Source organism: Pseudoalteromonas sp. SWYJ118 (assembly GCF_015864505.1).
Classification (GTDB): domain Bacteria; phylum Pseudomonadota; class Gammaproteobacteria; order Enterobacterales; family Alteromonadaceae; genus Pseudoalteromonas; species Pseudoalteromonas arctica.
Map to the genome: position 1 here is coordinate 185,503 of NZ_JADYXC010000003.1, position 18,405 is coordinate 203,907.

Annotated in this window: 18 protein-coding genes; 12 read left to right on the top strand and 6 right to left on the bottom strand. The window is 37.6% G+C overall.

The features are described 5' to 3' along the window. The first annotated feature begins 63 nt into the window (after positions 1 to 63). The 3 genes from I6F48_RS05295 to I6F48_RS05305 all read left to right on the top strand — a co-directional run bounded on the left by I6F48_RS05295 (position 64) and on the right by I6F48_RS05305 (position 6,359). Positions 64 to 2,781 carry a TonB-dependent receptor plug domain-containing protein gene (locus tag I6F48_RS05295; protein WP_197118987.1) on the top strand — a complete coding sequence of 906 codons (2,718 nt, stop codon included), beginning with the start codon at positions 64 to 66 and terminating at the stop codon, positions 2,779 to 2,781. Positions 2,782 to 2,991: 210 nt separating this feature from the next. Beyond that, positions 2,992 to 4,131: an aspartate-semialdehyde dehydrogenase gene (asd, locus tag I6F48_RS05300; protein ID WP_197118988.1), complete on the top strand. Its 1,140-nt coding sequence runs from the start codon at positions 2,992 to 2,994 to the stop codon at positions 4,129 to 4,131. A gap of 338 nt (positions 4,132 to 4,469) precedes the next feature. Further along, positions 4,470 to 6,359, top strand: coding sequence for a putative bifunctional diguanylate cyclase/phosphodiesterase (locus I6F48_RS05305; protein WP_206009631.1), 1,890 nt, complete (start codon positions 4,470 to 4,472; stop codon positions 6,357 to 6,359). Between the two features lie 233 nt (positions 6,360 to 6,592). Here I6F48_RS05305 and I6F48_RS21290 read toward each other — a convergent pair whose 3' ends face one another. Next, positions 6,593 to 7,000, bottom strand: a complete 408-nt coding sequence (locus tag I6F48_RS21290; protein WP_331460691.1) for a GGDEF domain-containing protein — start codon at positions 6,998 to 7,000, stop codon at positions 6,593 to 6,595. Further along, on the bottom strand, positions 6,972 to 7,733 hold the full coding sequence (locus I6F48_RS05310; RefSeq protein ID WP_231615181.1) for a hypothetical protein: 762 nt from the start codon (positions 7,731 to 7,733) through the stop codon (positions 6,972 to 6,974). Before I6F48_RS05310 ends, I6F48_RS21290 begins: the two co-directional genes overlap by 29 nt. Positions 7,734 to 8,221: 488 nt before the next feature. Between I6F48_RS05310 and I6F48_RS05315 the strand changes: the two genes are divergently transcribed. Continuing rightward, a complete protein-coding gene (locus tag I6F48_RS05315) occupies positions 8,222 to 9,346 on the top strand; it encodes a DUF748 domain-containing protein (protein WP_197118989.1) in 1,125 nt (374 codons plus the stop codon). A gap of 88 nt (positions 9,347 to 9,434) precedes the next feature. Here I6F48_RS05315 and I6F48_RS05320 read toward each other — a convergent pair whose 3' ends face one another. Next, positions 9,435 to 10,244 (bottom strand): ion transporter, encoded by an 810-nt coding sequence (locus I6F48_RS05320; RefSeq protein ID WP_007583228.1) that lies wholly within the window; start codon positions 10,242 to 10,244, stop codon positions 9,435 to 9,437. A gap of 100 nt (positions 10,245 to 10,344) precedes the next feature. Between I6F48_RS05320 and I6F48_RS05325 the strand changes: the two genes are divergently transcribed. The 5 genes from I6F48_RS05325 (at position 10,345) to I6F48_RS05345 (ending at position 12,527) form a co-directional block, all read left to right on the top strand. Beyond that, positions 10,345 to 10,557 (top strand): hypothetical protein, encoded by a 213-nt coding sequence (locus I6F48_RS05325; protein WP_197118990.1) that lies wholly within the window; start codon positions 10,345 to 10,347, stop codon positions 10,555 to 10,557. Between the two features lie 15 nt (positions 10,558 to 10,572). After that, positions 10,573 to 10,854: a hypothetical protein gene (locus I6F48_RS05330; protein ID WP_007583225.1), complete on the top strand. Its 282-nt coding sequence runs from the start codon at positions 10,573 to 10,575 to the stop codon at positions 10,852 to 10,854. 68 nt (positions 10,855 to 10,922) lie between these two features. Continuing rightward, on the top strand, positions 10,923 to 11,114 hold the full coding sequence (locus tag I6F48_RS05335; RefSeq protein ID WP_007583223.1) for a YwbE family protein: 192 nt from the start codon (positions 10,923 to 10,925) through the stop codon (positions 11,112 to 11,114). Then, complete coding sequence (locus I6F48_RS05340) at positions 11,114 to 11,632, top strand: DUF4240 domain-containing protein (protein WP_007377587.1); 519 nt, start codon at positions 11,114 to 11,116, stop codon at positions 11,630 to 11,632. The genes I6F48_RS05335 and I6F48_RS05340 overlap by 1 nt, the downstream gene beginning before the upstream one ends. 433 nt (positions 11,633 to 12,065) lie before the next feature. Continuing rightward, entirely contained in the window at positions 12,066 to 12,527 is a 462-nt protein-coding gene (locus I6F48_RS05345; RefSeq protein ID WP_010552920.1) for a hypothetical protein, read from the top strand. 20 nt (positions 12,528 to 12,547) lie between these two features. On the opposite strand, the gene I6F48_RS05350 is transcribed toward I6F48_RS05345, so the two are convergent. The 3 genes from I6F48_RS05350 to I6F48_RS05360 form a co-directional block, all read right to left on the bottom strand. Beyond that, positions 12,548 to 13,807 carry a Y-family DNA polymerase gene (locus I6F48_RS05350; RefSeq protein ID WP_165727958.1) on the bottom strand — a complete coding sequence of 420 codons (1,260 nt, stop codon included), beginning with the start codon at positions 13,805 to 13,807 and terminating at the stop codon, positions 12,548 to 12,550. Further along, positions 13,795 to 14,208, bottom strand: a complete 414-nt coding sequence (locus I6F48_RS05355) for a S24 family peptidase (protein WP_010552918.1) — start codon at positions 14,206 to 14,208, stop codon at positions 13,795 to 13,797. The genes I6F48_RS05350 and I6F48_RS05355 overlap by 13 nt, the downstream gene beginning before the upstream one ends. An 81-nt stretch (positions 14,209 to 14,289) precedes the next feature. Continuing rightward, complete coding sequence (locus I6F48_RS05360; protein WP_007583213.1) at positions 14,290 to 14,709, bottom strand: MarR family winged helix-turn-helix transcriptional regulator; 420 nt, start codon at positions 14,707 to 14,709, stop codon at positions 14,290 to 14,292. A 295-nt stretch (positions 14,710 to 15,004) separates the two neighbouring features. On the opposite strand from I6F48_RS05360, the gene I6F48_RS05365 reads away from it, so the two are divergent. The 3 genes from I6F48_RS05365 to I6F48_RS05375 all read left to right on the top strand — a co-directional run bounded on the left by I6F48_RS05365 (position 15,005) and on the right by I6F48_RS05375 (position 18,175). Beyond that, positions 15,005 to 15,748, top strand: coding sequence for a siderophore-interacting protein (locus I6F48_RS05365; RefSeq protein ID WP_197118991.1), 744 nt, complete (start codon positions 15,005 to 15,007; stop codon positions 15,746 to 15,748). A gap of 141 nt (positions 15,749 to 15,889) precedes the next feature. Next, on the top strand, positions 15,890 to 16,879 hold the full coding sequence (locus tag I6F48_RS05370; protein WP_197118992.1) for an LLM class flavin-dependent oxidoreductase: 990 nt from the start codon (positions 15,890 to 15,892) through the stop codon (positions 16,877 to 16,879). 282 nt (positions 16,880 to 17,161) lie between these two features. Next, on the top strand, positions 17,162 to 18,175 hold the full coding sequence (locus I6F48_RS05375) for a patatin-like phospholipase family protein (protein ID WP_024593992.1): 1,014 nt from the start codon (positions 17,162 to 17,164) through the stop codon (positions 18,173 to 18,175). The last annotated feature ends 230 nt before the right edge of the window (positions 18,176 to 18,405 follow it).

Genomic DNA, 18,405 nt, shown 5'->3' on the forward strand with positions numbered 1-18,405 from the left:
GCCTTGTGGCTTGTATATTAAGCGTAAGGCGCCTCTTTTGTATAACCTGATTAGGATTTTCTCATGTCTAAAAAACATAGACTCAATCAAATTACTTGGGCAATTGGCTTAGGCTTAGCTGCACAGTCTACAAGCCTTATTGCCGCCCAATCGGATGAACAGTTTACTAATTCACAAGAAATAGAAGAAGTTGTTGCTGTAGGTACGCGCTTACAAGGCAGCGCAGCCGCTGTTGTTGAAGAGCGTAAAAACCAAGCGTTTGTTGCCGATATTTTAGGTTCTGAACAATTAGCGCGTACTGGTGATAGTGATGCTGCATCTGCACTTAGGCGAGTAACAGGCTTGACGTTAGTCGATGGTAAGTTTATTTACGTACGCGGTTTAGGCGAGCGTTATTCAAGTGCTCGATTAAATGGGGCTTATATTCCAAGCCCTGATTTAACACGTAATGTAATCCCACTAGATATATTTCCTGCCAGTATTATTGAGAGTATGGCTGTTCAAAAAGCGTATTCGCCAGATATGCCCGCTGCGTTTGGTGGCGGTAATATTGATATAAGAACTAAAACAGCGCCAAGTGAATTTACAGCAGGATTTGAAGTAGGCGTAGGATACGATACAGCATCAGGCGATGGATTTACGTATAATCGTAATGAAGAGGGCATTCCAGAGGCTTTAAACAATGCGATATCACAATACCGTGGTAACTTTGGTATTGGCAATATAGTAAGTCGTGAAGGTTTTGTTGATGGTGAGCAAACCCGCGCTGAGCAAGCAACAGCGATTAACAATGCATTGTTAAAGTCACTGCCACGTGGGTATGAGCTAAAAGATGAGTCGTTAGACCCTCGTTATAATGTTAAAGCGCATTATGGCGACAGCTTTGAAGAGTCTTACTTTGGCGGAAAATTTGGCTTTTTACTGGCTGGTGCATATAAAAATGAGTGGGATTTTGAAGAGCGTTTTAGTTCTGTAATCACTCAAGATCTTAAAAACCAGGATGGTTCAATTGATTGTACAACATCGCTTGCCACCGCAGATGATGTATCTAACTCGTGCTACAACACAGTCAAAAATTCACAGGTAACTACTGAGGCCGAAAGTTATAACGGATCGCTTAGCCTTTCTTATTCGCTTGGCACACATAGTATTTCAGCTCAACAGCTTTATATTATTGATAATGAAGACGAATCAGAAATTGCTATTTCGCAAAGCCCTGCAGGTAGCTCTACGTTTAGTATTGCAGGAGATGGCGTTGCAAATCGTAACCATGCGTTTAATTACGAAGAGCGCCAGTTAAATATTACTCAATTTATTGGTCAACATACCTTTTTAGACTACATGGGAATAGGTGCTGATTGGCAATATACTGAAGCTAAAGCAACGACAGATATTCCTACCAGTGCGGATTTTGAATTTCGTGATAGTTATAATAACGATGGCAGCTATGCAGGTTCTACTATAACCGGCGATGATAACCGCGTAATTATGTCGTATACCAATATGCAAGAGCGCGTTAAGTCCTACGGCGGTAACCTTACCTTGCCACTGTCTTTTGACGCGATGGAAGTTGAGTTTAAGTTTGGTTACGATTTCTCTGATAGGGCGCGACTATTTAATACCTCAAGTTTTGCTATTAATAACAGTGGTGGCTCGGGTATTTCAATTAATGATGGAAGTGCTGATCCACTCAATAACAGTGGGTTTTTAACAGACGACTTCATTAATAATAACGCCATTTTAGTTGATTTTAATGAGCCTACAGCGCCTGATGCCGACGATTACATTGCCGCTCAAAAAGTTGATGCCGGCTATGCGTCATTTGATGTTTTTTACGATCAATGGATAAGAGTCAGTGGTGGTATTCGTTATGAAGAATTTAAGCAAACATCCATTGGTACATCGAGCCTTATTTTTGATCAGCAAGATTTAAATACTTTTTACGATCCTGAAAAAATTGAAGCGGGTTCTATTGTCACAGATGATTGGTATCCTGCATTGTCAGTTACTTACGTAGGCAGTGACGATTATCAAATTCGTTTAGGTTATGGCGAAACGGTTGTTCGACCTGACTTTCGTGAAGTTGTACCGGTAACTTATTATGACCCGTTAACTGATATCAGAACATTTGGCCGTACAGGTATAAAAAGTAGTCCCATTAAAAACTATGACCTGCGTTATGAATATTACGGGCAAGCAGGTAATTCATTTAGTGTAGCTGCCTTTTATAAAGACATAACTGCGCCTATCGAAACTGTGCTAAATATTGGTGATGAAGATTACTCTGCGTCATTTATTAATGGTGAAACTGCTGAGGTTTACGGTATTGAGGCTGAATGGCTTCAGGACCTAACGTTTGCTGCAGAAGGTTTATTTACCAGTGGTAACATTACGATAAGTGATTCTGAGGCGTCTATCGATCCTGCACTTGCTGGTACGTTAACTAACCCTAAAAAGCGTATGACAGGTCACTCTCAATATGTAGTTAACTTACAACTTAATTACGATTCACTTGATGGTATGCACAGTAGCTCACTTGTTTATAACGTGTTTGGTGAGCGTATTTTAGCAGCAGGTGTGGCTAATCGTGACGATGCTTACGAGCAACCATTTCATTCACTTGATTTAGTTTACACGTACTACCCTGATTTTAATTCTAAAGTTAAATTTAAAGTTAAAAACTTACTCGATGAAGATCAAGAAGTAACCCAATCAGATATTATTGTTCGCTCTAAAGAGCAGGGCATTACCTTTGACTTAAGTTACAGCTACGAGTTTTAAGCGTTTATTTTATTGTTATCCCCCTCGTAAGGGGGTGAATAAATCCACCGCTAACCCTGTATTTAATACAGGGTTTTTTTATGACTATGAAAAAAATTTGAGTTCTACTTTATTCACTAGTTTTAGCGCGCTGGTGGTGTTATTTTGACGTTAATAAAAATTAAATCTCACGCAATGAATTTTAATTTTTAATGTATTAAGGCATCTTTTATGAATCAAACAGTGGAACAAACAATGAAAAAAGTAGGATTAGTCGGTTGGCGAGGCATGGTTGGCTCAGTGTTATTAGAACGTATGCAGCAGCAAAGTGATTTTGCCCATATCGACACCACCTTTTTCACCACCTCACAAGCGGGTCAACTAGGCCCAGATATAGCAGGCGACGCAAAACCATTACTAGATGCAAGTGACATTAGCGAACTTGCTAAAATGGATATTATTGTTACTTGCCAAGGCGGTGACTACACCAATGCGGTATATCCAAAACTTCGAGAGTCGGGTTGGGATGGTTACTGGATTGATGCAGCTTCAGCACTGCGTATGAGTGAGGACAGCATTATAGTGCTTGATCCCGTAAACAAAGATGTTATTGAACAAGGCTTAGAGCAAGGCGTTAAAACCTTTGTGGGCGGTAACTGTACTGTATCGCTGATGTTACTTGCATTAGGTGGTTTATTTGAGCAAGACCTAATTGAATGGGTAAGCCCAATGACTTACCAAGCGGCGTCGGGCGCTGGTGCACGAAATATGAAAGAGCTTATTGCACAAATGGGTGCTATTCATGCAAGTGTTGCAGATAAACTAGATAACCCAAGCTCTGCTATTTTAGAAATTGATAAAATAGTAAGCGAAACGATGGCGTCGAGTGATTTACCACAAGACCAATTTGGTGTGCCACTTGCCGGTAGCTTGATCCCATGGATTGACGTGCCTATGCCAAGCGGTCAGTCTAAAGAAGAATGGAAAGCGCAAGTAGAAGCCAATAAAATTTTAGGTTCTTCAAAGCAACCAGTACCTATTGACGGTTTATGTGTGCGTATTGGCGCTATGCGTTGCCATTCACAAGCGATGACCATTAAATTACGTGAAGATATAAGCGTAGAAAAAATTGAAGAAATTTTAGCGTCTCATAACGAGTGGGTTAAAGTAATTCCGAACGAGCGCGAAATTAGTTCTACAGATTTAACACCCGTTAAAGTAACAGGCACTTTAAGCATTCCTGTTGGCCGTATTCGTAAATTAGCGATGGGGCCAAAGTACATTAGTGCATTTACAGTAGGCGATCAGCTTTTATGGGGAGCGGCAGAGCCACTTCGTCGTATGTTACGCATAATTGTTGATGGTGAGTAATACCAATTCGCAATAATACTTGATCAATTTGAGGGGTTAAATCTGACACTAACTACGTTAAAAATTTCTGATTTTGAACAACTAAATAACGAAATTTTTGCTTTGTTATCGACACGATTTTCTTCCCTCAAAATAGATCACTTAATTAAGTGAGTTGGTATAATATATAATCAGTATTAACAAAAAGGGTTGGCAATTTGCTAGCCCTTTTTAGTTTAATGGCTTATAAAACCGCTTAAGAGGCTTAAATAATACTTTTTTATGAATGTTCACTGTTGTTTATTATTGAACTTAAGTAAACTGTTTACACTGTGCAACAGCCTGTTCAAGTAACATTAATGACTTCTCACATAAATAATTTTGCCAATAAGCGGTTAGCATTTGTTAGCTCTTATTTTATCTCTGCAATCGCTATAAATACGGTTGTTTCTTGTTTTCTTATTTTTAGCAGTATTAATCACAGTGCCTCTCAAGAAAAACTTTACTGGTTTTTTACGCTAACGCTTATTTCGTTACTTCGAATAGTTAGTCATGTATTTGTTAACAAAGCTCACCCTTTTAAATATCATCTGTATTTTATAGGTTTATTATTAACAGCTTTAACGTGGGCTGCTTTTCCTATTTTGTTTTATGAAAACATGGGAATACAAGAGAAATTTGTCTCTCTGGTTGTTTTTAGCTCCCTAGCTGGTGGCGGTGTTAATGTTTTAGCCTCTGATATTCGCTCATCACTGTCGTACATAACCTGCTTGTTGGTTCCATTTAGTATTTTATTACTTTTGCAGCCAATAGAAGATGAAAATGTATTGGGTGTTTTAGGACTCGTTTTATGGTTTATATTATGTTTTGTAACGGCTATACGCAGTGCAAAAGATGTAAAGTCATCTATTAATAATGAACTTAAGTTAGATCAATTCATTGAAAACTTAGAAAATGAAGTGCAAGTTCGTACTGAACAAATAATCCTTTTAGAGCAAAAAGACAATCTAACTAAATTGTTTAACAGGGGAAGTTTTGTTTCTAATGTTGAACTTGATTTAGCCAATCAAAGTGATGATATTAAAGCTGTTTTATTTTTAGATATGGATGATTTTAAAATCATCAACGATAAATATGGTCATGATTTTGGTGACTTTGTATTAGCCCAAACAGGTAAACGATTAGTTGAAACACAAACCCAAGGCGACTTTATTGCGTGTAGGTGGGGAGGGGATGAGTTTATTTTTTATTCTCGTAGTAACACCGAAGACGAGCTTTTTGACTGTGTTTTTAGATTAGTTAAAACTTTAACGAAAACAGTGAGTATGGATAGCTATCAAGTAAATCCCTCTTTTAAGGTTGGGCTGTATTTTACGCGCGAAAATTTTGTTCTTGAAGACGCGATTAAATATGCTGATGTGGCTATGTATGAAGGTAAGAAAAGCCGTAACGAAATATCGGTATTTGACGAGCGGATGCACGAATCGCTTAAAAGAGAAGAAGTACTTCGTAGCTCTATTAAAGAATGCGTAGATAAAGGTGACTTTCATCTGTGTTATCAACCTATTGTTGATATAACTACAAATGAAATAACAACGTTTGAAGTACTACTTCGTTGGCAATTTAATGATGAATTTATTCCGCCTTCAGAATTTATAGATATTGCTGAGCGATATGGAAAAATTAATATATTAGGTGAGTTTGTACTTGAGCAAGCTATTGCGAGCCTAAGTAAGTTAAATGCGGTAAATAGTAATATTGGACTGTCTATTAATGTGTCGGTGTTGCAACTAGAAAACCATAACTTTTTAGAATTTTTGGTTGGGCTTTTAAATAGATACGCAGTTAAACCATACAATGTCCATTTAGAAATAACAGAAACAGTGATGATTAAAAATTTACCGTATTTGTCAAAAGTGATTACGGCCATAAAAAATACCGGTGTACGTATCTCTATTGATGATTTTGGTACTGGTTTTTCTTCTATATCAGTTTTAAAAGAGCTATCAGTTGATTATATTAAAATAGATAAATCTTACATTGATAATATTTGTGAATGCTCAAAAGATAAAAGTATTGTATCTGCGGTAACTAACATGTCGCACATGATTGGTTGCCAAGTAATAGCGGAGGGCGTAGAAAACACAGCTCAGTTAACGTTATTACAAAGTTTACAAATTGATAAATACCAAGGCTTTATATTCAGTAAACCAGTTAGATTTGCCGATGCGCTTAAACTTATTAGTTAGAGCGCTGACTTTTTAGACTCAAAGTTTGTTTTATCTAGGTTCGATTTAAGCGTGCCGTGTGTTTCTTGCTCGCTGCGAGCGGTAACTTCTTTTGTGTTATTCTATTAGCTTACATTCATATGAAAATAACTTAAAACGGAGCAATACGCCTCGTTTTTTTAATGCTATTTGCCTAAAGATGCTGCCGAAAATTCAACCTAAAAAGATAGGTAGGCCTTAGTAATAATGAACTTTTATTGACTTAATTCGCTTATATGAACTACCTGATTACGCCCTCTATTTTTAGCATGATAGAGTGCTTTATCTGCCTCATTTATTGCGCTTTCAATTGCGGTTTTATTACATTTAATATTTATTACGCCAAAACTTGCCGTAACATTAATTACTTTATCATTAAAATGAATCGGATTACTGGCGAGTGCGTTTCTTAGTTTTTCGGGGAATGCTTTAGCTGTAGGCTCGTCGTTACGTGCTATTAATAAGGTAAATTCTTCGCCACCAATTCGGCCAAACAAATCATCTGGATTTATGCAGTCTTGCATTATTTTCGCCGCTTCTACTAACACCACATCACCTCCTGCATGTCCAAACTCATCGTTTATTTTTTTAAATTTATCTATATCCCAATAAATTAAGCTTATCTTTTAGTTGCTCTTGGCTTTTATTATAAAACCCACGCCTATTTAAGCAGCCCGTAAGTACATCAGTCATTGCAAGATGGTTCATTTTTTCGGCTAAATCAGACGCCATTATGAATATTATAAATACGGCCATGCCTACATGAGCAGCAGGGACTGTCATAAAATTAATTAACGTATACAGCGCTATATATTCTTCATTTACTTGGCTACCTTGTAGTAACGCTATGCTTGCTGCAACAAATAAAAGTAATCCACATAGCGTATAAGTAATACTAGCGCCTATTTCAGCAGGGAGTGATTTTTGCTTATGCCTGAAAATAATAACCGCACTTAGTATCAGTAAGATCACATCGTAATACACATACAACGACATAAATAAGCCAACATGCACATTTATGGCTGTAAAATAATAAACAGCAGCAAGAGTTACTATTGCCGAGATGATTAAATAGCGAATTTTTATACTCGAATTTACCCTAATGCAATGCCCCCATGTACCAAGTAGCACAGAGCCTACTGAGAAGCTGCTTCCTAACATCCAATATAGTGTGTGAGAGTCAAATAATGGTTCTGCTAATATTGTTGCCCATTGGCATGCAGAGAGTGCGAATGCGATTGTCCAAAGCATGGCATATTGCTTTTTACCTAACGTAAACCACGACATTAAAAATATGACAGACCAAATAACACTGGTTAAAAATAGGGTAACTAATATATAAAAAACAGGGTTCATGTATTTTTATTCTTGTTTGCTTTAATTTTACTTTAGTAGATGAAAGCAGTTTATTCGAATCAATGCAGGTTATTAGTTGGCAAAAGTATAGATAGATAAGGATGGGAATCATTTCATTAAGCGGTGTATTTGAATAGTGGTATATCCCTTGCTGTAGTGACTGTAGTTTAGAGTTTAAGCTTATATGGCTTTGCTCTATTTGTAATTTTATACCTAACAGGTACTTAAGTTACAAATATTAGTAATTTTTACACTTTTATTTATGTACTTAATTAAAAAGTTTAACTAATTAGAGCCTGTTTATCTTTCGAGGTTAAATGTGCAGCCGTACGTTTGGTTTTTAGGTATGGTTGAGTTTATGTTGTGTGGTTGTTCTTCATAAATAGGCGATAACGCAGCATTAATGCCAAATATACGCAGCCCCTAAATAGAACAAATTTTAATCCTTAAAGGTCAATAGGCCCTCGTTTTTAGTAAAGGAAATTAGAATGCATTTTTCATCTACAACATTTCACGCCAAATATTTTAAAGGTGTAATAGCGCTGATTGTATTGCTTATACTAATGCGAATAGCCGCGCCTTATGTAGTTCAATACTATGTAAATTATCAGCTAAAACATACACAAGGTGTTACCGGGCATGTGGGCGATGTAGATTTATTTTTATATCGCGGTGCTTACGCGATTGACGATGTTGAAATTTACGCTGTTGATGCAACTTCAGCTCCTAAGCCTTTACTGAGTATTCAAACTCTTGATTTTTCACTTGCGTGGTCAGCCCTTTTAAAGGGGAATTTAGTAACAAACATTGCCTTTACCCGTCCTGAAATAGTTATTTACGATAAAGACCCCAATGCTTCTGAGCAAAATAAACAAGTAAAAGACGAAACTACCTGGGTAGGGCTCGCCAATAACTTAGTACTGTTTTCTATTGATACCTTAACAATTGAGCAAGGAAAGTTAACCTTAGTTAATTCAACTAACAGCGGTGAAAATCCTACTTTTATATCAAGTATTAACGCCAAAATTGAAAATATAACGAATGCGCAAAACCTATCAAAAACACTTGTGACTACTCTAAACGTAGAGGGAGCATTAATGGGGGAGGCAGCATTAAAGCTTAATGGCAAATTAGACCCTTTTAGCAAGCAAGCTAATTTTGACTTTAACGCAGAGGTACAACGTTTTTCAGTTAAAAATTTAGACACTGTATTTAAAGTGTATACACCATTTGATATTGAAGCGGGAGGCATTGATGGCGCTATGGAACTTGTGGCTAAAGATAATAACTTAAATGGTTATGTTAAAGCGGGCGTTCAAAACTTGCGTGTTTTTTCGTGGCGCGAAGATATTGAAAAAGATGACGACGGCATATTTACAGCCATATTTGAAGGAAGTGTTGATTTACTAGGCTCTATCCTCGAAAACGATGAGTCTAAACTTGTTGCTGCACGCATTCCTATAGAAGGGCAATTAGACAATGCGGATGTTTCGACTTTCCAAGCAGTTACTTCGGTTTTAAAAAATGCTTTTTTTGATGCGTTTAAAATGAAGGTAGATAACGTTATTTCTTTTGAAGATACGGATAACAAACCTGATAACGAGGGGAATTAAAGCACTTTGGGAATGCATGTTTGAGTTAAATGCCTAAGTTGCACCCACTTTTTAAACTTTAAGTGGGTGCTTTAGTACTCTTATCAGATTAGTTTTTGCGGTTACTCAATAGCTCTTTAAGCTCAGCAATTTGGGATTGTAGTTCGTTTACTTGCCCTTGCGTTGCAGGTAATGAGCTATCATCTGCGAGCTCTTCTCGCGCTTTGCGGTGCTCCTCACTCATAACTTCTAAAATGGCACCTACCATCATATTCAAAAAGACAAATGCGGTTAGAAATATAAACGTAAGGTAATAAATCCAGCTTAGTTCGTACACTGCCATTGTTTCGTACATTATGTCGGTCCAATCTTCAAACGTTGCCACCCTAAATAGGGTTAGCATAGAGATTGAAACGTCTTGCCAAAGTACGGGGTTTATTTCGGCAAACATCATGCTGCCCATTGCAGCGTATATATAAAAGATAACAAACATTAATAGGGCTATATAACCCATTTGTGGGATGGCTTTAAGCAATGAGTTAACTAATAAGCGCAGCTCTGGGATCATCGATACCAATCGCAGCACTCTAAATATGCGCAGTAAACGAGCAATTAACATAGTAGAGCCGGCAGCAGGATATAAACTGCCCAAAACTATGATGGTGTCGAATATGTTCCATCCTTTAGAAAAAAAGTGTTTTATGCCTTTACTTGCAATAAAGCGGATTACTAGTTCAATTAAAAAGAATGCGGTAATGCCAACATCCATCCAATTTAGAGCAAGCTCTACGGTAGGATGTAGTGAGTAAGTGTGTGCACCTACTGTCAGGGCAGAAACAATAATTACAGCTATAACAAATGATTGAAATATCTTGCTTTTGTCTATACGCTGAAACAACTTTTGTAACTGCGACATCATAGAAATAGATCCTTTGGAGATTAAGGTTTTATGGCGCTAATATACAATAATATTGTAATAATTTAACGCTTTTTCGATATAGAAAGTGTAAGGAAATTTAATGTTTGTCAATAAACTAAAAAGTAGCGCATTACTTATTGTTGGATTATGTGTTTTAGCTGGTTGCAGCTCTGACGCGCGTTTTCATGAAGTTCAATCGGCGCGCCTTGATGAATGTAACTATAAAGCCGACAAAGAATATTACGAATGCCTAGATAAACAAGACTCTAACTACGAAGAGTTTAAAAAACAGCAACAAGCCCAAACTAAGTAAGTAACCTTTATATTTATGACTAAAACTCAAAAGCAGCGCGATAAGCACATTCGACTAGCACTTACTAATGCATGCGAGGCAATAAAAGAAAGCGTAATTGGTTTTGATTATCTAACGCATACCATCGATTTAAATAACGAGGCCAATACGTTAAAAGTACAGTGCTATTTTAACGATGATATAGCCCTTGAAAGTGCAAAACCGCAACTTAACGAATTAACAAATATAATACTCAAAGAGCTTACGAGTATTAAGTTGAACGCAAAACCAGCACATATTTCATTTTCCGCCAATTAACAGAGCTTTTGTTGGTTTGATAGCACATGGACGTTATAATTAGATAAATTATTTTTAGGGTTTAAATTATGGCTGTTCCTACGCGTTCGCAAATTTCACCAGGTACCACAGTAAATATTGTATTAAAAGAAGATCAACGCAGCGGCACATTAACCGAAGGTGTTGTTGAGCGTCTTTTAACAAAATCACCTAATCACCCACACGGCATTAAAGTACGTTTAGAAGATGGTCAAGTTGGCCGAGTAAAAGAGATTTTATAATGGCAGCGTTAACAGAACAGGCTTTTTGGGAATTAGTAACAACGCCTGATTTAGGGCTCGATCCGCAAAGTGTGAGCGATAACCTAAAAACTAAACTTAATGATTTAAGCGATCAACACCTTATTGATTTTGATAAGCATTTTGGCATACATATGCGCAAGTGTTTTACCTGGGATTTATTTGGTGCCGCTTTTGTGATGGCTGGATGTAACGACGATTACGGCTTTAGCGAATTTAGATGTTGGTTAATTTCGCGCGGTAAAACAGTATTCGAAAACGCCTTAGAAAATGCTGATTCGATAGCGCAGTGTACACCCGTTTATTACTTAAACGAGCAGCCTTATCCGTACATTGATGAGTATGACTTAATAGCCGGTTTATTATTTGAAGAACGCAGTGAAGACGAATTGCCGTTTATCCCATCTGGCAGTGATGAACCCAAAGGTAAACGTTTTAAAGACAAACCTAAGTTTTTAAAGCAAAGCTACCCTTTATTATTTGCAAAGTACTGGCAATAAAATAAATACCAATTCGTATAACTAGTTAAACAATCTAATGAGTTCAATTGACCCTTACAATTAAGCGCATTGGTATAAATCGTTTTGTTGTTTAAGTACGTATTAAATAAAGTGCTTAACAACAAAATGGTTTGTAATGAGTATCTAGGGCATGTTTACCTTTGGTGGTTGAATTTGTTCAATCCAAGAAGGATTTAATCGCGGCGCGAAATTTGTAAACTAGTGGGCTCGACAACTGCTCCTGGGTTATTCTAGTAAGAATAAGTAAAAACCGAGCAAAGCTTCCGCGTCCTACTCACGCGCTCGCTCCTGTAATACGACTTCTCTCCTTTTATAGTAAATCTCTGTTATAGTTGTTAAAAGTTATAAAAGCTAAGTGATTAGGCATTTTGCTATTATTTAACACGCTGACTCACGAGGATACACCCACGAAATGAAATATTTAACACTCGCTTTATTAACTGTCGCTTTTACAAGTGCAAATGCTTTTTCTGAGCCGAGTAATAAAACACGATTTATACCGTTTTTAAAGTCAAAACTGGGGGCATACGAAGTTGTGTCGACCAATTCAGGGTTATGCGTTAATAGCGATTTGAGTTTGACAGACGAAAGTGATTTAAGTGCAGGTTTTAAACTTGGAGAACAAATTGTATTTGGATCGCTCCACAATGGTACTCGCACTATTAAAAAACCAAACTTTTGTTTTATAACCAGTACGCTTAAATATAAAAGTGATGGCCTTGAAAACGGTTTAAGAATGAGCCGTTGTGAAAACCCTGCAAACGAAAAAACAATCAGTCAAAGTATCAAATTCTTAGCTGATAACACACTAAAATACACATTAAGCGAACCTAGTGTAGAGTGCACATTTAAAAAAGCAGACGAGAGCAAATAAAGCATCTAGTAAGTAGTAAATCATTCGCAGTATATTTTAGGGATATCGCGCCAACGCGTAGTGTACTGCGGCGATAAAAAATCACGGTTCATGTGCCATCGGTCATTTAATTTACTGCTTGCAAGGCTGAGCATCCCTTTTCCGTATCGATTGTTAATTGTGTCTAGGCATTGCATAAGCTTTGGATTATCAGGGCTCTTATTAAATAAGTCATTTTGCTGAAACTGTTCTGATATTAGCTCTACCGCGCCCACACCACACTTATAAAACCGAACTCCCGGTTGGTAAATATTATTAAATACCTCAGATACAGCATTAGCCATCACGCAGGTGTCGTTAGTGGGTGAGGGGAACTTATATACAAACGACTTTTTATAATATCTGTTTTCGTGCGCGCCACTGGCTGCAAAAATATAAAGCTGGTAGGTGAGCGAACGTTGCGCTCTTAGTTTATTAGCCACTGTGGTTACATGGTTAATTAGCGCCGTTTTAAGGGCTGTTGGCTCGCATATGCGCTCTCCAAAACTACGGGTCGAATAAATCTCTCGCTTGTCTTGTCGTACATCATCCCAGTTTAAACATGTTATCCCGTTAAGTTCGCTTACTGTACGTTCAACAACCACACTAAATGCACGGCGCATTGCTTTAGGGTTTTGCTGAGCAAGGTCCCAAGCGGTGTGTATATTCATTATTTTAAGCTTTTTAGCTAGTCGCCGGCCTATTCCCCACACATCTTCGCAGCTCATTCTTTGTAAAATAGCTTGGCGAGTTTGCTCGCTATTTATTACTGCAACACCATTAAAGCCACTGAGCTTTTTAGCGGCATGGTTAGCGGCTTTTGCTAAAGTAGGGGTCGGGCCAAAACCAACACCTACAGGAAGCTTTGTTTCGCGCCATACTGTGCGCCTTATTGTATGGCCGTATTCATGCCAGTCTTTAATTAATGATGTGTAGCCATTAAAGTGCAAAAACGATTCATCAATACTGTATATGTGCTGTGTATCGCAAAAGCGGCCAATAATATTCATCATTTTGTCGCTTAAATCAGCATAAAGCTCGTAATTACTAGAGCGAATAACAACGTTGTTTTGCTCAAGTAAATGCTTAACTTTAAAGTACGGGCCAAATTTAGGAATATTTAAGCGCCGAGCAATAGGGCAAATAGCGCATACACAGCCATCGTTATTGGTAAGTACAACCACGGGTTTGGATCGAATAGCAGGGTCGAATACTTTTTCGGCACTGGCATAAAACGACACAGCATCAACTAAGGCATACATTTTAGTAACTCTGGGCTTTGCCTGTGCATTCTTATTGATAGCGTTACTACGCCTTCTAGCTGAAACTCGTCTGCAGAGGTTAGTTGTACAGGTTTATGTAAAGAAGAAGCAGAAAGCAGCCGTGCATTGGTTTTATCAAGTAGTTTGCATACAAAAAGACCATTTAAGTTAGCAACAATAACGTCACCATTTTCTGCAGGCTCTGCACGGTCGATTACTAATAAGTCCCCTTCAAAAATTCCGACTTCTTGCATAGAGTTACCCGATGCAATACCAATAAACGTAGCATCTGGATGCTTTATTAAAAGCTCATCAAGGGTTACACCTAGCTCGGTGTACTGCGCTGCGGGGGATTCAAAACCACACACGCCTGCTTCTATATAAATGGGAATGACAAACATAACACAACCTAAAATGCATATACTGTATAAGTGTACAGTATATGCGTTTTGTGTAAGTTATGCCAAGAAATGTATAACCGATCAATCCATGTTTTTGATCATTTGTTGTGCGGTATCTAAAAAGTCTTTGATTTGTTGAGGGTTTAAGTTTTTACACATTTGATTATTTATTTTCTGCTCTGAGGCTAATAACTTATCAAAAAGAACTTTACCTTGCTCTGTGAGCGACAAAATAAAGCAGCGCTTATCGTGCTCACTTGCCTGTTTATTAATTAAATTTAAGCCAATAAGATCTTTAATTAAACGTGCTATTTGCGCTTTGTCGCGCTGCGTTTTAGTAACAATATCGTTAGCCGTACAGTTATTTACGTTCGCAATAATATGTATGCAGCGTACGTGCATAGCATTAATACCAAGTTCGCCTGCGTTAATTGCTTCACGAATTGTGACACGGTAATTTTGCATTAGTTCAAACAGCGTATTTGATAAAGGTGTATTCATAGAATTCTCAATATAGTTGACAAAGTCAATTAATTTGCTATAGTTGATTTTATCAACCAATGGGGCGTTGTGCAATACCTGCTTTTTATAGCAGCCAATTATTATACCAATCTGCTTATATATGGGGTCTATTTAACGTTAAGAAAATTACGCTAGAACTAGGCAAAATTTTTGTATCTAGTTGTTCTAAATAAAAATTTTTTAACAACGTTATAATGCAATTTAATTCGTTAAATTGATCAAAGATTTATGCAGGTTGGTATTAAAGTCTAAGTTTTGTAAAACGAGGTAATACATGAGTAAACAAGTTCGCAAAGCCAACGTATTAAGTACACAGCAAATCACACCCCACCTACAGCGTATTATTGTAGGCTCTGATGATTTTAAAGACTTAACCTCACAGTACATTGGTAACTATGTAAAAGTACTATTTCCAAAAAATGGTGAAGTAGATTTTAACTTAAAAACAGCCTGTATACGGTCATATACAATAAGGCATGTAGATGCACAAACAGGCGCGCTAACGCTTGATTTTGTTATAAATATGCACCAAGGCCCTGCAACTGACTGGGCTAAAATTGCAAAAGTAGGCGACGAGCTAGGTATTGCAGGACCAGGCCCTAAAAAGCTAGATAATTATGAGCATTCGCATTATGTATTACTAGGCGATTTAACATCGGTAAATGGAATAAAAGGGTATGCGCAGCAATTACCTTTAACTTCAAAAATTGATGCTTTTGTACATGTACCCACTGAGCAAGACATTATTGATTTAGAAACAAGCCGCGATATTAATTGGCTTGTTACCGACAACGCTGACGAAGTGCTACTTAGCGCGCTTCAAAATTTTCACATTACAGCAGAGCCTCCCATTGTATTTATGGCATTGGAAGCTGGGCTTGTACGTAGGGCAAAAACACTGCTAACAGAGCAATTTAATATACCGCGCAGTAATATTGTTTCCTCAGGTTATTGGAAAAAAGGCGTAGACTCAGAAGGCTATAAAAAGCAGCGCCAACGTGATGCACAGCTTGCCTGAATACCTTAGAGAAAAATAACATATACCTATTTTGCTTTAATACCTCTGCGTAACTTGAATTGACCTAATAGCAGACCCATTTAAGTGTTTTATGCTAATGATGTAATCCATTATTAGCATGCATTTTTAGGAGCTGCTATTTTGTTAAATTCCATTCCTTTTTCGTTATTAGAACTTGCCCCCATGATCAAAGGGGACAGTGTTACTAACACTCTTCATAAAAGTACTAAATACGCCCAACGTGCAGATGAACTTGGCTTTAACCGTTTTTGGCTTGCTGAGCATCATAATATGCCAGGAATAATTTGTGCTGCCACTTCTATTTTGGTTGGACACATTGCAGGTAATACCAAAAAGATACGCGTTGGATCGGGGGGTATTATGCTGCCAAACCACTCCCCATTAGTTGTTGCTGAACAATTTGGTACGTTAGAGAGCTTATATCCAGGGCGAATAGATTTAGGACTAGGGCGTGCCCCCGGCAGTGACCAAGTAACGAGTCGTGCACTAAATAACGATATGAGCCGCGCAGAAAACTTCCCAGGTGAAGTAACTGAGCTGCAAACATTGTTAGGTCCTTACAATGGTACGCATCCTATACGTGCTATACCGGGTGAAAACACAAACGTTCCTATTTGGTTATTAGGCTCGAGTTTATTTAGCGCGCAGTTAGCGGCGCAAAAAGGGTTACCGTATGTATTTGCAGGACATTTTGCACCGCGCTTCGTGCACGACGCAATAGCGTTGTATAAGCGCGAATTTAAAGCATCAAGCGACCTTGATAAGCCATACGTCATGCTTGCACTGCCTTTAGTGGCAGCAGACACCGACGATGAAGCGCAATACTTGTCGACTACTTCTAAGCAACGTGTGCTCGAACTGATACGCGGTAACGAGCTGTGGCTAAAACCACCTGTTGAAAGCATGGACGGGTTATGGAGCGAACAAGAACGCGCTCATGTAGAGAACTTTTTAAGTCTAAGCGTAGTAGGCGGACATGTAAGTATTAAACACAAGTTAGAGATGATAGCGAAACAACTAGAAGTAGATGAGTTTATATTTACCAATGATGTATTCGATAGTGAAAAACGCCACCGTGCACTCGAAATTTTAATGGAAATAAAACACTAAAATATAGTTAGTTAAGCAAGCGTACACTCTGGGCTTGTTAACATATAGACATCATCAAAAGTTAAACTTTTTTAACTCATTTTATTAACTTTAAGTGATGTCTGTATTTGTTATTTAAATATTCAAAGTAAATTTGATTGCTATTTTTAGTATATATTTTGCTTTATATACCGTTCTGTTTTTTCAATCGAACTGATTTAAACAATCAATTTTAAGATATCACTTTTATTTTTTATAATGTACGTATTAAACCAAACATCATTAAATAAAGGTAGGTTCACCGTGAAGTCTCTAAATAGCGCAACAGCTAATTCAGTTAACAAAACAGCGCAACCAAAAGTTGCACTGATTGCTGAAGGTGGCGGGCAGCGAGGGATCTTTACAGCTGGCGTACTTGATGCGTGGTTAGAGCAAGAATATGACCCATTCGATTTATTCATTGGCACCTCTGCAGGTTCGCAAAACTTAACTAGTTACTTAGCGCGTCAAAAAGGCTATGCCAAACGCCTGATAAGAGGGCTTTCGCGTAACAAACGTTTTTTTCAGCTTGGTCGCGGATTAGTGGGTAAACACATAGTTGATTTAGATTGGTACTTTGACAAAACCACCGAGGTAAAAAGAGCCATAGATTTTAAAACAGCTAAAACGAGTTTAGGCGCGCGTGAGCTACTTATAACAGCCACTAATGCACGAGACAGAAAAGCATATTACTTATCGCCAACAGGTGAGAGTGGACAATGGCGTGATTTGTTAAAGGCTTCCAGCGCACTCCCGTTTTTATACAAACAAGGTGTAAAGTTAACACCTTGGTTAAACGCAAAAGCAGCTAACGAAATACACCTTGCTGAAGAGCAAGTACAGAGCGATTTTTATCTAGACGGCGGTTTAGCCGCTCCATTACCAGTGCGTGAAGCTTACAACCGAGGCGCTCGTAAAATTGTGGTAATAAGAACGGTTGACGCTAATTTTCAAGCGCAATCTGCATGGGTACAAAAGCTAAGAGCATTTGCTATAGCATCAGGTTATTGTCCAAAAACATTGGACTACTTAATACAGCATGAGAAAGCGTATTTAGATGAGCTTGAGTTTATTGCAAACCCACCAAGTGATGTAGAAATAATACAAATTTTTGCAGACGAAAAACTGCATAGCAAATTATTAGGTAGTTCAAATAACGATTTACGTTTTGATCATAAATTAGGCTTAGATGCCGGTCGCTCATACTTAGCAATGCAAAATTTACAGATTAACAGCAACAACCATTACAGTGCACCTACACAATACAGCTATAACTAATTAAATATAATTACAAAAAAGCGCATAACTTTATGCGCTATTTTTTTGCCATTCTTAATCCTCATTACGGCTAAACCTAACTGCATCAAAATAAAAAATATTGCATCCCGCACCTATGCGCAAAATAAAATACTGAATCTTAAAAAGATATTATTGATTTTTTAACTAATCAATATAAAGTGTAGGTGTGATTTATTATTCACATTTATAGAAATAAAATTCAATGCTAA